The organism is Chryseobacterium lacus, assembly GCF_003336205.1.
Taxonomy (GTDB): Bacteria; Bacteroidota; Bacteroidia; order Flavobacteriales; family Weeksellaceae; genus Chryseobacterium_A; species Chryseobacterium_A lacus.
This window is the reverse complement of sequence record NZ_QPIE01000008.1, coordinates 25,943-41,427: the sequence shown is the minus strand read 5'-3', so window position 1 is coordinate 41,427 and position 15,485 is coordinate 25,943. Positions and strand designations below refer to the sequence as shown.

At 39.0% G+C, this 15,485-nt stretch carries 13 protein-coding genes; 3 read left to right on the top strand and 10 right to left on the bottom strand.

All coding sequences use genetic code 11. The annotated features are described in order from the left end of the window. Positions 1-13 precede the first annotated feature (13 nt). Positions 14-532 carry a GNAT family N-acetyltransferase gene (locus DQ356_RS10805; RefSeq protein ID WP_114304516.1) on the top strand — a complete coding sequence of 173 codons (519 nt, stop codon included), beginning with the start codon at positions 14-16 and terminating at the stop codon, positions 530-532. On the opposite strand, the gene DQ356_RS10800 is transcribed toward DQ356_RS10805, so the two are convergent. Then, positions 529-1,260 carry an SIMPL domain-containing protein gene (locus tag DQ356_RS10800; RefSeq protein ID WP_114304515.1) on the bottom strand — a complete coding sequence of 244 codons (732 nt, stop codon included), beginning with the start codon at positions 1,258-1,260 and terminating at the stop codon, positions 529-531. The two genes, DQ356_RS10805 and DQ356_RS10800, sit on opposite strands and share 4 nt — an antisense overlap. 83 nt (positions 1,261-1,343) lie before the next feature. Continuing rightward, positions 1,344-2,075 (bottom strand): hypothetical protein, encoded by a 732-nt coding sequence (locus tag DQ356_RS10795; protein WP_114304514.1) that lies wholly within the window; start codon positions 2,073-2,075, stop codon positions 1,344-1,346. Positions 2,076-2,228: 153 nt separating this feature from the next. Here DQ356_RS10795 and DQ356_RS10790 point away from each other — a divergent pair, with 153 nt between their 5' ends. Further along, complete coding sequence (locus tag DQ356_RS10790) at positions 2,229-5,360, top strand: UvrD-helicase domain-containing protein (RefSeq protein ID WP_114304513.1); 3,132 nt, start codon at positions 2,229-2,231, stop codon at positions 5,358-5,360. 67 nt (positions 5,361-5,427) lie between these two features. Here DQ356_RS10790 and DQ356_RS10785 read toward each other — a convergent pair whose 3' ends face one another. The 8 genes from DQ356_RS10785 to radA all read right to left on the bottom strand — a co-directional run bounded on the left by DQ356_RS10785 (position 5,428) and on the right by radA (position 13,610). Continuing rightward, positions 5,428-5,937: a ferritin gene (locus DQ356_RS10785; RefSeq protein ID WP_114304512.1), complete on the bottom strand. Its 510-nt coding sequence runs from the start codon at positions 5,935-5,937 to the stop codon at positions 5,428-5,430. A 130-nt stretch (positions 5,938-6,067) separates the two neighbouring features. Next, a complete protein-coding gene (locus DQ356_RS10780) occupies positions 6,068-6,502 on the bottom strand; it encodes a hypothetical protein (protein WP_114304511.1) in 435 nt (144 codons plus the stop codon). Between the two features lie 213 nt (positions 6,503-6,715). Further along, the gene (locus DQ356_RS10775; protein WP_114304510.1) at positions 6,716-7,255 is read right to left on the bottom strand and encodes a hypothetical protein; all 540 of its coding nucleotides are present in this window, start codon (positions 7,253-7,255) and stop codon (positions 6,716-6,718) included. Between the two features lie 144 nt (positions 7,256-7,399). Continuing rightward, the gene (gene groL, locus DQ356_RS10770) at positions 7,400-9,022 is read right to left on the bottom strand and encodes a chaperonin GroEL (protein ID WP_114304509.1); all 1,623 of its coding nucleotides are present in this window, start codon (positions 9,020-9,022) and stop codon (positions 7,400-7,402) included. A gap of 94 nt (positions 9,023-9,116) precedes the next feature. After that, on the bottom strand, positions 9,117-9,395 hold the full coding sequence (gene groES / locus DQ356_RS10765) for a co-chaperone GroES (RefSeq protein WP_114304508.1): 279 nt from the start codon (positions 9,393-9,395) through the stop codon (positions 9,117-9,119). A gap of 600 nt (positions 9,396-9,995) precedes the next feature. Beyond that, positions 9,996-10,577 carry an acyl carrier protein phosphodiesterase gene (locus tag DQ356_RS10755; protein ID WP_114304506.1) on the bottom strand — a complete coding sequence of 194 codons (582 nt, stop codon included), beginning with the start codon at positions 10,575-10,577 and terminating at the stop codon, positions 9,996-9,998. A gap of 87 nt (positions 10,578-10,664) precedes the next feature. Further along, positions 10,665-12,200 carry a zinc-dependent metalloprotease gene (locus tag DQ356_RS10750; RefSeq protein WP_114304505.1) on the bottom strand — a complete coding sequence of 512 codons (1,536 nt, stop codon included), beginning with the start codon at positions 12,198-12,200 and terminating at the stop codon, positions 10,665-10,667. Between the two features lie 63 nt (positions 12,201-12,263). Further along, positions 12,264-13,610: a DNA repair protein RadA gene (radA, locus tag DQ356_RS10745; RefSeq protein ID WP_114304504.1), complete on the bottom strand. Its 1,347-nt coding sequence runs from the start codon at positions 13,608-13,610 to the stop codon at positions 12,264-12,266. Between the two features lie 145 nt (positions 13,611-13,755). On the opposite strand from radA, the gene DQ356_RS10740 reads away from it, so the two are divergent. Continuing rightward, positions 13,756-15,363, top strand: coding sequence for a CTP synthase (locus DQ356_RS10740; protein ID WP_114304503.1), 1,608 nt, complete (start codon positions 13,756-13,758; stop codon positions 15,361-15,363). Positions 15,364-15,485: the final 122 nt, after the last annotated feature.

The following is a 15,485-nucleotide window of genomic DNA, read 5'->3' as shown; positions in this document are numbered from 1 at the left end:
GTTATTGAACTCCATGGAATTTTTAGTCAGCACAGTAGATGATTTTCGTCTGGAAGAAATTTACCGCTCCTATGCGAGCACTTTTCCCGAAGACGAACGCAGGAGCCAAACCCAGTTCAGGAAACTGCTCAATCATCCGAAAGCAAAAGTGATTTCATTGCTTCACGACGCCACTTTTGTGGGATATCTTATTCTTTGGGAGCTTTCGGAATCTGTTTTTGTAGAGCATTTAGAAATTTTTCCGCAATACAGGAATCAAAACTTGGGTTCTACAGTGTTCAAATATTTGTTTCAGGAATACTCTAAAATCATCCTCGAATCGGAGCCTGAATTCTGGCATGAAGAAGCAAACAGAAGAATTAAATTTTATCTCCGAAACGGCTTTCAGGTCATTGACAAAGACTATATACAACCGGCGTATGAACCCGAGAAAAACGCGGTTGCATTATGGCTTTTAGCGAATTTTCAGCCGGAAAAAAAGAATGTAATGATAGAGGAAATATACGATGTGGTGTATTCCAAAATATTCTAATTCACTTCGTACTCCAGTTTTATGGTAATACTCGCTTCTTTTTCTTTAGACATGGTGTTGTAGGTTCCGCCCCACGAATATTCTTCTGTGGAATTGGGAGCGGTAATCTGAATAACGCCCATGGTTGCTTTTTTCAGATTTCCTAAATCTGCGCCTGCATTTTCTGCAATTTTCTCTGCACGTTCTTTTGCATCTTTTGTAGCATCCGCAATCATTTGTTGTTTGACTTCTGACAGTTTCGTGTAAAAATAATTGGGAGGAGCAGAAGTAAATTCAATTCCGCGATTGATGATTTCGGTAATATTTCTGGAAATATTTTCAATATTCTGAACCTCTTTGCTTTCCAGAGACACCGTCTGCGTCAGCTGATATCCTGCGAAAGTACGTGAACTGTTCCCGCTGGCATCATTGGAATAATTATACAATTTTTGAATATCCACCGCCGAAAACACCATTTCTTCCGCTTTTATTCCTTTAGAAATCAGATAATCGGAAATCACTTTTCTATCTGAAGCCAAATCGTTGTAGGCACTTTGCAGCTCAAAACCGTTCCGGGAAAAATTTCCGTTCCAAGTAATGAGATCCGACGTGAATTTTTTAGTTCCCAAACCGGTTACTGAAATGGTATGGTCAGATTTGTTGCGGTTTTTTACAGCACTTCCCAAAATGGCAAGGCCGATGACAAAACCCAATGATGCAATGGCGATGGCGATGATATTTCTATTCATAATTTCAAAGGTATTATTTTAAATTGAATAAATCCTTAAATCAAAATTAAGAAATTAACAAAGGAATCTTCACTTGAAATAGCTTATTTATTACTTTTATAATCAACTATTTTACGCTCTGAAACTTGCATAAAGCGCATTATATCAGAATATCCCGGGGTTCCGTTTTTCAAAATATTCTTTCTTTCATAGTCTTTAAAAACATATAAGATAAAAAAAGAAATTTCAGGTTTGGTAAGTTTTAAATCTTCCGTAAAAAAATCTTCGGGAATTTCACGGATGAGGAAGTTCATAAAATCGACGTCATCCCATTGATTTTTCACTTTCCCAATAGAAAAACCCGGTCCAACCGGCTGCACGAATTCTCCGTGTGCTCGGGGAATATTCGGTCGCGGACCCAAAGCAATATCTTTTGCGATTTCCGTTTTCAAAATCTTTACCTTTCTTGCTTCGCCCAAGTGCTGTACATCTTTTTTCAAATCACCCGTAACCTGATATTTAATTTCCACTTCTTCTATTTCATAGGGAATTCGTTTCACGATAATGTGCAGCGGTTTGCGGAAATCTTCAGCGGAAAGCGTTACTGAAACTCTTTCGTAGCGTGGTGAGCTCGTTCGCAATTTATCTTTCACTTTGCCCCGAATCATAAAATTCCCGTCTCTGTCTGTCTGAACTTTTTCATCTGTATTCAAATTGATCACTACAACACCTTGTAAATCAACATGCTCTTCCGTTGTTACCTTTCCGAAAACAAATTCCTGAGCAGAAACTATTTTGCCAAAAAGGCAAAAAATTAAAATGAGCAGATATTTCACAGTTATTTTTCTTCAAATTTAAACGGAAAACCATCTCGCAAAATAACTTTAACCACAGTTAACAAACTTTATCACTATTTTAAGAATTTGAATATCAAAAACAGGCTTCATTCCGAATCAAAAATTCTGTAAATTGCACATTAAAGCAATTCCATGGAAAGTCCTTATACTGTGATCAACGCCTCTGCCGGTTCGGGGAAAACCTACACTTTGGTGCAGCGGCTGCTGATGATTTGCCTGAAATATCCGGCGCAACACACCACCATCCGCAATATTCTGGCTCTGACATTTACCAATAAAGCGGCCAATGAAATGAAAGAAAGAATTCTTTCCTGGCTGGGAAAATTTGCATCAGATCAATATGAGAACAATGCTGATTTAATCGGTATTCGTCAGGAACTGGAAAACCAGGGAATTCATGTCACTCTTCAGGATCTGCACGAACGCTCAAAAAAACTGCTGGATTATATCCTTCATCACTATTCCATTCTTAATATCGGAACCATCGATAAATTTAATTCCCGACTGGTGCGCAGTTTCTCCTACGAACTTGGACTGGCGAAAAACTTTAACCTCGAAATTCAGTCAGAGCCTTTTCTCATAGAAGCTGTAGATCAAATGCTGGATAAAATCGGAGACGATGAAGACCTTTCGGAAACGCTGATGGATTATGTAAATTACGGCCTTGATAATGAGAAACGAACCAACCTCAACAAAACTTTATATGATTCAGCGAAGAGATTTGTCAATGATATTCATTACGAACACCTGAAAAAAAATCAGAATTTTAATGGAGAACATTACCGCAATTCCACTCTTAAACTGAGAAATGAAATTAAAAAACTTCAGCAAGAATCTGTTTCTTTGGCAGAGAAATCTTTAATGCTCATTCAGAAACAGGGTCTTGAAAACGCCGATTTTGCCGGTGGCGGAAAGGTTTGCATTCAGTATTTTTTTGATGGATTTTTACGAACCGAAGAACCTAAATTATTTGACTGCGAAGAAGATGAATTAAAAAGAATTGAAAAATACAGGGAAGGTGCTTCCAAAAAAGGTAAAGTAAAAGAACATCTGATCTTTGAAATCCTGGATCAGCTTATTGAAAACCGTCAAAAGATCATCGAAAATTTTATTGCGGTTCAGAAGAAGAAAAAGATCCTCAGTGCTTTGCTTCCGCTGAAAGTTCATCAGGATATTCAAAAAGAACTGAATGAAATAGAAGAAGAAAACGATGTAGTTCTCCTTTCAAAATTCAATATTCTCATTCATGAAAATCTGAAAAATGAACCTTCGGAATTTATTTATGAAAAAGTGGGGACTCAGTTTCAGCATTATTTTTTTGATGAATTTCAGGACACTTCGCTGCTTCAGTGGCAAAACCTTCTTCCCCTGCGCAACCACAGTTTATCGGCAGAAGGAACTTCTTTCACGCTGGTGGGCGATCCCAAACAGAGTATTTACCGTTTTCGGGGTGGTGACAGCCAGCTGATGATGGATATTATCAACCATAACGAAGAAACTCCACATCCGGCGAAAGTAATTAATCTGAAAGAAAACTGGCGAAGCGCAAAAAATATCGTCCGTTTTAACAATGAATTGTACCAGTTTATTTCAAAAAATCTAAAAGAAGAACACCGCGATATTTTCGGGAAAGATTCCTCGCAAACGGCAAAATCTGAAATGACAGGACGCGTAAAAGTTCATCTTATTGAAAATGATATTAAAGACACTTTTTATCAGGATACTGCGTTGAAAATGCAAGAGGATATTCAGGAGTGTCTGGATCATGGATTTTCTTTTTCGGACATCACGATTCTTTGCAGGAATAATTTGGATATTTTTAATTATTCACAAAAACTGGGAAGCATGAAAGTGACGAAAGACGGAATGGAAACCAATATAAAAACCATTTCGGAAAGCGGCTTGACACTGGATATTTCCAATACACTGAACGCGGTTGTTCATTTTCTTCGATGGGAAGCCACTCCCAACAATCATCAGTTTCTGGTGATGATGATGTATTATCTGAACGTGCTGGGCCGTATTGAAATTAAAGATTTTACCGCCGAAATTCTCAATATTTTAACCCTTTCTAGTCGGGCTGAAATGATTTCCTACATCGCTGAAAGATACCGGCTAAAACTAATTCAGGACGGAATGCCGCGACTGAACCTTTACAATTATGTGGAGTTTTTTGTAAAAGAGTTTTCAGTGGAAAAAAAGGAAACCGATTTTGTTTTCAATTTCCTTGAAATACTTTACGGATTTACCCAGAATTCAGGTGCAGGAATGAAAGATTTCATCCGTTTTTGGGACGAAGAAGCCCATAAAAAAACCATTCAGGCTTCTGAGAATATCGACGCAGTACAGATCATGACGATACACAAAGCCAAAGGGCTTGAATTTCCGGTGGTGCTGCTTCCGATGGAAAATAAAACCAAGGATTCGGCCTTCACTGAATGGTTCGCTACACAAGAAATAACGGGAGTTTCCAGTGTCAACATGGACCAGTTTGGAGGAAACCTCGGAATTTATGACGGCGAAATTCAAAATTTTAATGAAGCGAATAGTTATCGAAACTGCATCGATCGATTATGCCTTCAGTATGTCGCTACTACAAGGCCTGTGGAACAGCTGATACTGTACATCCAGAAGCCCAAAAAAACCAATTATCTGGAAATATATGATTTCATTACTGAGTACAACACTTCCGGTTCGGACGAATTCGATTTCTTTGATACAGATTCTGAGATTCTCCTGAAGAAATCTGAGAAGAAAAAACAAGCCTTCAGAACGGAACAGATTCAGGGTTTTAATAAAGGAATTCCCGCCAAATCATCTGTGAAAATTGCCACGCCGTCCAGAAATTATCAGCACCGTAATGAAAATGTGAGAAAGGGAATTTTTCTTCATGAAATTTTATCAAAAATAAACACCACAAGAGAAGTAGAGAAAGTTTTGGGAAAATACGTTCTGGACGGTGTGATCACCCGCGAAGAGGAAGCTGAGCTAAAACATTCGGTACTTTCCGTCATGGCAAAATATCCCGATTATTTTGATGAAAACCTGCAGGTAATGAATGAGCGGGAAATTATGATTAACGAAAACGGCATCACGGAAATTTACCGTCCGGACAGGATTCTGAACACCAAAAACGGATACATTATCATTGACTTTAAAACCGGGAAAGCAGAACCGAAACATCAGAAACAAATCGAAATGTACACTGCGGTTCTGGAGAAACTGGACAGAAAAGTAATCTCCGCGAATCTTATTTATTTATAAAAAAAAGCGAAGAATCAGATGGTGATTCGTCGCTTTTACATTTACTTTTTCACACTACGTCGTTACATTATGCTCCGGCATCCGGAGTAAAAACGCGCTGCGCCAATTCCTGATCGAACAGGTATAATGCTGAAGGATTTTCGCTCACCATTTTTATTTTGGTCACCAATTGGGAGGCACTCGCCTCTTCTTCTACCTGCTCGTTGATGAACCATTGAAGGAAAGAAATCGTGGCAAAATCACCTTCATCATTGGCACTTTTCACAATATTGAAAATACTTTTAGTCACTTTTCTTTCATGTTCCAAAGCCTTTTGAAAAACATCAATATGGCTTTCAAAATGATGGGGAGGCTGGGCAATAGCTCCCATTCTGATTTCTTCGCCCACATCATTCAGATAATCAAACATCTTATCGGCGTGCATCAGTTCTTCTTTGCTTTGCACTCGGAAATAATGGGCAATACCATCCAGATCCTGCGCGTAAAACCATGCAGACATGGATAAATAATACTGTGCAGCATACTGTTCATGCGTAATTTGCTCATTGATAAGCCGGGATATATTTTTACTGATCATAAAATTATTTTATTCTCAAAGATAATTAAAATCTTTTCCTGAGCCAACACAAAAAGAGCAAAGAAATCATTCTCTGCTCTTCTCACATTAAAAATCAAAAATTACGAACTGTTATTGTACGGTTGGGAAATTATTTTCTTTCCAATTTTTGCCTGTCCATCGCTTTGAAGCCTTTCTTATCCATTCTTTCTTTCATCTGTTGTCTCTTTTCCTGTCTTTGGGTTTGCCATTTTTCGAATTGCTGCGGTGTCAGGATGGCTTTCATTTCGGCTTCTCTCTGCTTCATTTTCTCTTTTCTGTTCTCACTCATCATTTTTCTCATATCCTTGTTTTGCTCCATCATGATTTTATTTTCAGTCCGGCGTTTTTCGTGAAGGGCTCTCAGCTGATCCATTTGCGTGGCGTTCAGTTGCAGTTCTTTTTGCATTTCTGCAAGATGCTCTTGAGCTTTGGCCTCTTTTTGTTTCAGCATTTCTGCTTTTTTCTCAGGAGTCATCGGTGTTTTTTGTGCCATGGCGAAAGTTCCCATTGCCAAAACCATCACTGTTAATACCATTTTTTTCATAATACTTCTGTAAATTAATTTGTTTTCTGTCTTTATGATAGAAAAAATAAAGTGAGGTTAAAAGAAAAGAAGGAGATTTTTAATTTCAACCTTTTTGCACACTGCCGAAATAAATTCAAATTATGCCTGTGTGAAAATAGATTCTAGTAAGAAGCAATGAAATAATAGTTCCGCACAAATACTACCGATTGACTTCTCATTTGGCCTGTTTCTCTAAAAGGTATAAGATGCGCCGCCCTGTAAAAAACCCTTTGTACCAATATTAGTTTCTACGAACGCCCCTAATTTCTCACCGTAACGAATACCAAAGGGTGAAAGATTGAAAGCTAAATACACATTATTATCGTTGTTGTCTCTTCCTTCAAAAGAGGAAAACAAAGCACCCACCCCCGCTCCGGAATACAATTTCATTTTATTTTGCGGATTGTTCCAGGTATAATTGGCCTGCAAAAGGAAAGTATTGAAATTTATTTTATAATTATAATGATCATCTTTCACCCTTTCAAAGTTATATCCAATTCCATACTGCCACTTGCTGTCATCATCATACATCATAACTTCCGCCGAGAAAACCCCGTTGGAATCATAATTTACAGCAGGACCACCAGTTATCACATTGATAATATCTCCTGTGATAGACTCTGTAATACCAAATAATGAGGCGGTTCCATAAGAGGCTTTCAGATCAACTTTTTTTTGGGCAGTTCCCCATGCGGCAAATAAAAAAGCCAAAGCGCAGATTGTTTTTTTCATGTGGTTATAATTTATCGATAAAAATACAATTATTTCTTAGAGCTTATTACCTCTTACTAAAAAAACCAGCAATCATTAGATAAAAAATCCGTCCAGAAAATTCTGAACGGATTGTATGTTAAACCTTCAAGGATTGGTTTTATATTACATCATTCCCGGCATTCCGCCACCCATCGGCATGGTTGGTTCATCTTTCTTGATTTCTGTGATCACACATTCTGTAGTGAGCAACATTCCGGCAACGGAAGCGGCATTTTCCAGAGCTACACGCACTACTTTCGTAGGGTCGATGATTCCGGCTTCGAACATGTTGACAAACTCATCATTCTTAGCATTGAATCCGTAATCTGCACTTCCATCGGCCACTTTCGCTACAATAACAGAGCCTTCACCTCCTGCGTTGGCTACAATTTGTCTCAAAGGCTCTTCAATCGCTCTTTTCACAATCTTGATTCCGGTAGTTTCATCCGGGTTGATGCCTTCGATGTTCAGGGCATCGATGGATCTCACCAAAGCCACACCTCCGCCGGCAACGATTCCTTCTTCCACAGCAGCTCTGGTAGCATGAAGGGCATCATCAACACGGTCTTTTTTCTCTTTCATTTCCACTTCGGAAGCAGCACCTACGTACAGTACAGCTACTCCACCGGCCAGTTTCGCCAGTCTTTCCTGTAGTTTTTCTTTGTCGTAATCGGAAGTTGTGGTTTCCATTTGCGCTTTAATCTGGTTTACTCTTCCTTTGATCTGCGCCTCGTCGCCACCACCGTTTACGATGGTTGTATTGTCTTTATCAATCGTCACTTTTTCAGCAGTTCCCAGCATTTCCAAAGTCGCATTCTCCATAGTGAATCCTCTTTCTTCAGAAATAACCTGTCCTCCTGTTAAGATCGCGATATCTTCGAGCATTGCTTTTCTTCTGTCGCCAAATCCTGGTGCTTTTACAGCAGCAATTTTCAGTGATCCTCTCAATTTGTTCACTACTAAAGTAGCCAATGCTTCACCATCCACCTCTTCAGAAATAATGAGGAGAGATTTTCCTGCCTGCGCCACGGGTTCCAGAACCGGAAGCAATTCTTTCATGGAAGAAATTTTCTTTTCAACTAAAAGAATGTAAGGATTTTCTAGTTCGGTAATCATTTTTTCAGGGTTTGTCACAAAGTAAGGTGACTGGAAACCTCTGTCGAACTGCATTCCCTCTACCACATCTACCGTAGTATCGGTACCTTTCGCTTCTTCCACGGTGATCACTCCTTCTTTGCCCACTTTTCCGAAAGCTTCAGCAATCAGAGCACCGATGGTATCATCATTGTTTGCAGAGATAGAAGCTACCTGCTTGATTTTTTCTGCGTTTTCGCCCACTTCCTGAGACTGAGATTTCAGGTTCTCAATTACTGCTTGTACTGCTTTGTCGATTCCTCTTTTAAGATCCATTGGATTAGCACCTGCTGCCACGTTTTTCAACCCTTCACGAACGATTGCTTGAGCAAGAACGGTGGCCGTAGTAGTCCCGTCTCCAGCAATATCGTTGGTTTTGGAAGCTACTTCTTTTACCATTTGTGCTCCCATATTTTCCACCTTGTCTTCCAACTCAATTTCTTTTGCTACAGAAACTCCGTCTTTGGTCACATGCGGTGCACCGAAAGACTTCTCGATGACTACGTTTCTTCCTTTTGGACCTAAAGTAACTTTTACTGCGTTTGCAAGAGCATCTACCCCTCTTTTAAGAGCATCTCTTGACTCGATATCAAATTTAATTTCTTTTGCCATTTTTCTTTGTATTGATGTACGTTGTACAATGTATTAATGATTTTTTCTTTGCAAAATGGTTCACCTACAGGAATACCTTTTACATTTTTTACAATTATCCCAGAATTCCCAGAAGGTCGCTTTCTTTTACGATAAGATAATCTTTTCCGTCAAGCTTCAATTCAGAACCGGAATATTTTCCGTACAGTACTTTGTCGCCCGCTTTCACGGTAGTTGGCTCGTCTTTTTTACCTGGGCCTACGGCAATTACAGTTCCTTCCTGCGGTTTTTCTTTGGCGGTATCAGGAATAATGATTCCGGATGCCGTTGTGGTTTCCGCTTCATTTGGCTCTACCAGAACTCTGTCTGCTAATGGTTTGAAATTTACTGACATAATACTATTTATTTTTAATAATTATTTCCATTCGTTTTTTACTAATGGTATGCCAAAGGAAAAAGGTTGCAAATCTGTCAGGATCGTTCAGAAAAAGTGAAAAATTGGCAGAAGAAAAACAAAGCACAAAATACTCCTGAAACTTTAAATGGGCTGCGAACTTAAAGTATTCTTAAAGAGTTTAACGATGCTGAAATATGACATGAAAAAAGAAAATGACCGTCGCCATACAATAGAGAATTCTTTACATACCATTTCTAATATATGGATGGTGCTCCTCTTACAATCAGCAACTCCCTTGCGATGTTTGAAGTAGAAGAACAAAAAAAACGCTGAAAAAGTGGAATGACGACATTACGCTACCCGCCAATTACCAGCATTGAAAAAAAGGATTGGTTCTCAGAAACATAAACCCTACTTAAATCTTATCAATAAAAACTTGTTTTTTGATGAAATTCCAGATTTTTAGTCTTAAAAGTGAAAAGAAAGTCATTGTCTGTGTGTTTTATATACAAATGTAAGCTTGTTTTCTGAATAAAAATACAGGAAAAATCCTTTTTTTTATTTAAAAAAAATACAGTATATTGTAAAATTTTATTTTCAAATTCGCCTGAAATCTTCATTCAATTTAATGGCATGCTTTAGCAATTTTGGAAAGAACAAATTGAAGTGACTTTGTAGTGTTGGTTTATTTTCCAAAAAAACAGCGAAAACCTGTACATCTTTTTCCAAATACTGAGCACGATTCAGCACATTTCTCATTGAAAACTCAATTCCTTTATCTTCACGATAGTGAAAAAGCCAATTATCTTTTTCCATATAATCCAGCATTCTCAAAAGTTTTTCCGGAAGGAAATTCTCGTGATTTCTGAGTGCAGTATACACCCGCTGAGAGTGTTCCCAAAGCACAGATTCCGGCATGGAAAGCGCAAGAAAATGATCAAAAGCCACATCTACAAAAGCTCCTGCATAAAGACGGACTAACGGACTAAATATTGTTTTGGCACGATGTATTTCCGGATGTGCATCTGTGAAAGTATCGATTTCGCGGTGCATTGTGATTCCTTTCTGGATGCCGACAGGAAAAGAAAACCGCTCTTTATTTTTAATAAAATCCTGCAGAAACTGCCCAACAATCTGTTCATCAGAAAAAGAAAGAAAGGAATGAGCGAGAAAATTCATGGCTAGACTTAGATTTACGGCTTACTGAAACTGAAATTATTGCAATGAATATTCACTTATCCTCCGTTTCATCAGAATGTTGGTTTTTTACTTTACAATAAATTTCCGGACACCAATCGCATCACTTTTATTTCCACTAACTGAAAGGAAATATTCTCCGGAAGCAAGATGAGCAATATTAATTCTCTTATTATTGGTGGTGATGACCGTTTGACCCAGAACATTAATAATTTTAAAGGTATACATTTCATCATTTTTGATGGAAATATTAATTTCATCAGTGGCTGGATTCGGATAAATTGTAAATTCCTTTGCGGTCGTTTTCACTTCCAAGGTATTCATACTTGCTGAAGGCATAAACTCTGAAACCACACAGGCAAAACGTGCAAACCCAAAAGCTTCATCAGATGGGTTGGGATTTCCGATCGTCACACCGGTTGGATCAGCATTATAATTCACTGCAGGATTTGCCCAACGATTGATTTTCGGGCAATTAATTCCCACATCTGCACATTGGTCGTTATACGCCATCATGGTGCGCCATCTTCGGGAAGAAGGAGCACTCGTTCCCATGTTGACCGCAGTCTGGTTGACATAACCATGGAGATTACTGCAAGGACTGGTGCTTTGATTTACGTACCAGTCGTGGTTCAAACCCATATTGTGACCTATCTCGTGAGACAAAGTATAATTGGAAACAGCACAATTTCTTAATGAAACAGAAAATGCCGCATTGGCGGAATAGTTGGTAGGATTGGTATTCAGATATCCCAACCCACAAGTATTGGTAGGAGTAGCCGTAATCAGTGCACACAAATCTGCGCCGTAAATAGTACGCAACGTATGGACATCGTCCATAAAACCGTCGGTCTGATTTCTGAAACGCGTAAGATCGGTACTGATATTTCCGCTTTCTGAATATGCTATTTCCCCGGCATACACCAGATTGATCGTAATATTCGGAATTCCTGAATTGACCAAAGAATTATTAAAATTAGTAATGGCTGTGGCAATCTGTGAATTGCTTTGCGCTACACCTCCCCAACCTAAGCGGGCAGCCGAAGTATACACCACCAACACATCAATAACAGAAGGCTGGCAAACCGGTGTAGAAGCAAGGCAAATATTTGAATTGGCTTTATGAGTAGAAAAAAGTTCCGGATGGATAAAATCTTCTTTCAAATCTTTTTGGATAAGATACGCTTCATTCACCACGGAAACCGCGATAATTTTATCAGAAGTTTGGTGAAATATCACTTTTTCGCCCAGGGAAGAGGCATACATCCCCGTCAGTACGTTTTCATATTTTGAAAAAACCAGTTCGGAATCCGGTTCATTTTCTATTGAATACGAGTAAGAAACACTTTTGTTGGTATATTCAAAAGTTCTTGCCAGACGAGCCTGGAATTTCTTTCCGGTGGGCAGTGTTATTTCCAAATCTTGCTCCGCTTCAAAAGCCGGCTGCAAATAATATTGAGTTGAAATATAAGAAGAAGCCAGATCCTCATGAAGTTTCTGGTGTATTTGCAGACTGTTTTCATTGACAGGATTCTGGAAAACAGACACCTGAGCCCAGCAAAATATCGTTGCAAAATAGAATAGAAAAGATAAAAGTTTATTCATAAAAAAGCGGATTGGATGCTGAACAAATATAAATATATTAATTGATTCTGAATAAGATATCTCTTAAAACAGCCGTTCGTGGAAATCTTCAATCTTACTGACTTCTTCGATCTGAATTCCGAATTTCCGTTTTGGAATTTTATTAAGATTGGAAATAAATATCTTCTCATAACCCAGTTTCTCAGCTTCAGTAATGCGCTGTTCAATCTGCGGAACTGGCCTTATTTCGCCACTGAGCCCGATTTCTCCGGCAAAACAGAATTTTTCTGAAACTGCAATATCATCATTTGAAGAAAGCACGGAAGCAATCACGGCCAGATCCAAAGCGGGATCATCCGTTTTAATTCCACCGGTAATATTCAGAAAGACATCCTTCGCACCCAACTGAAAACCTGCTCTTTTTTCCAAAACCGCCAGCAACATATTCAGCCTTCTCCCATCGAAACCTGTGCTGCTTCGCTGTGGCGTTCCGTATACTGCTGAACTTACCAATGCCTGAATTTCCAACAACATCGGCCGGTTTCCTTCCAATGTTACCGCTATAGTATTTCCGGAAAGCTCTTCAAATTTCTTGGTGATCAGAATTTCTGAGGGATTTTTAATTTCCTTCAGTCCTTGTGCTACCATTTCGTAAATGCCAATTTCGGAAGTGGAACCAAATCGGTTTTTATTCGCTCTCAGCAATCTGAAAAGATGGTTTCTGTCTCCGTCGAAATTCAGAACAACATCCACCATATGTTCCAGAACTTTCGGCCCGGCAATCTGTCCGTCTTTGGTAATATGACCTACAAGAATGATAGGAATATTGTTTTCTTTTGCGAATTTGATCAACTCATTGGAACACTCTCTGATTTGAGAAACGGTTCCGGGCGAACTTTCAAGAAGTTGGGAATGTAAAGTTTGGATGGAATCAATAATGATGAGTTCCGGCTCCAGTTTTTTCGCTTCGTGAATAATTTTCTCTACGGAAACTTCTGTGAAAAGAAAGCAATTTGGATTTTGAATATCCGTGAGCCTGTCCGCACGCATTTTAATTTGTGAAGCACTTTCTTCTCCGGATACATACAGGATTTTCTTTTTCATTTTAAGCGCCAACTGCAACAGCAAAGTGGATTTTCCGATGCCTGGTTCTCCACCGATCAGAATGACTGAACCCAGAACAATTCCTCCTCCCAACACGCGGTTCAGTTCTTCGGAATTGGTTTTTATCCGGGATTCTTCAATCGTTTCCACTTCAATAATGTTGATGATGTGGTTTTGCTTTTTATCTGAGATTTTATGGGTACTCTTTTTTTCATATATCTCTTCTGCCAAAGTATTCCAAGCACCGCAATTTTTGCACTGTCCGTGCCATTGCGAGTATTGAGTACCGCAGTTTTGACAATAAAATACTGTTTTCAGCTTAGCCATGGATGAAGTGTATATTGGTGTTCCGAAAATTTAATATAAATACGTACAAATATAAGCTAATCTGCCAAAGAAAATCATTTTGAAACATTGTTCTGAGTTTGTAGGCTACACTAAAATCGCCTAACTTTGCACAAACCTAAATCTAATGAGTAAAAAGAACACCAAATACATCTTCGTGACAGGAGGTGTAACATCATCTTTAGGCAAAGGGATTGTTTCGGCCTCGCTGGGACTGCTCCTAAAATCCAGAGGCTTCAGCGTTACTATTCAAAAACTTGATCCTTATATCAATATCGACCCGGGAACTCTGAATCCTTACGAACACGGCGAATGCTACGTTACCGAAGATGGTGCAGAAACGGATTTAGATTTAGGACACTATGAACGTTTTCTGGATTCTCAAACTTCCCAAAACAATAATGTTACGACAGGAAGAATTTACCAAACGGTCATTGAAAAGGAAAGAAAAGGCGAATTTCTTGGGAAAACGGTGCAGGTTATTCCTCACATTACCAATGAAATTAAAAGGAGAATAAAAATCCTGAGCAAACAGAACTTCGACATTATCATCACGGAAATTGGTGGCACTGTGGGCGATATCGAATCTTTGCCCTACATTGAATCTGTACGTCAATTGCGGTGGGAATTGGGAGAAAGCAACTCGATGGTTATTCACCTTACCTTACTTCCTTATCTTGCAGCAAGCGGCGAACTAAAAACAAAACCTTCGCAGCATTCGGTGAGACAGCTGATGGAAAACGGAATTCAGGCAGATGTTCTGGTTTGTCGTTCTGAGCACAAAATTCCGAAAGATGTGAAATCCAAGCTGGCTCTTTTCTGCAATGTTCCGGCGGATAATGTTATTGAATGCATGGACGCCGATACCATTTATCAGGTTCCTTTAGATCTTCAGAAGCAGAAATTTGACGAAGTTGTGCTAAAAGAACTCGACCTTGCTACAAGAAAAGAAAGCGATCTCAGGGAATGGAAATCGTTCCTGAAAAAATATAAAAACCCAAAAAGAAAAGTAGAAATTGCATTGGTAGGAAAATATGTTTCCCTGCAGGATTCTTATAAATCCATTGCAGAAGCTTTCATCCATGCCGGAGCAGATCTGGAAACCGAAGTGAAAATACGGTGGGTGTACAGCGGAGAACTTACAGACGAAAATGTTGCAGAAACTTTTTCGGGAATAGATGGAATGCTGATCGCACCCGGATTCGGCGACCGTGGTATTGAAGGGAAAATAACCGCTGCGAAATATGCGAGAGAAAAAAGAATTCCATTATTAGGAATCTGCTTGGGAATGCAGGTGATGACTATCGAATTTGCAAGAAATGTCCTCGGATTATCTCAGGCTAATTCTGTGGAATTTGATCTGGAAACTCCGGATCCCGTTATTTCTTTGATGGCAGACCAGAAAAACGTGGTGGACAAAGGTGGAACAATGAGATTAGGAGCCTGGAAATGCGCTCTGAAACAAGGTTCAAAACTTTATGAAATATATGGTTCAAGGAGTATTTCCGAACGCCATCGCCACCGTTATGAATTCAATAGCGAATACCGCTCTGATTTTGAAAAAGCCGGACTGATTCCGACAGGGCAAAATCCAGAAACGGTACTGGTAGAAACTTTAGAACTGAAAGACCATCCTTTTTATATCGGAGTGCAATATCATCCGGAATACAAAAGTACCGTCGCAACTCCACATCCGCTCTTTAAAGCACTCGTAGAAGCTGCTTCCGGAAAATAGAAAAAGACCTGCAACCGCAGTTTTTTATCTCCGAAAAAATCTTACTCGTTCCGAAAAAAATGAGTAATTTTGACACCTTTAAAACAGAAGGTTATATAACCCTGTTGAAATTTATGTAGACC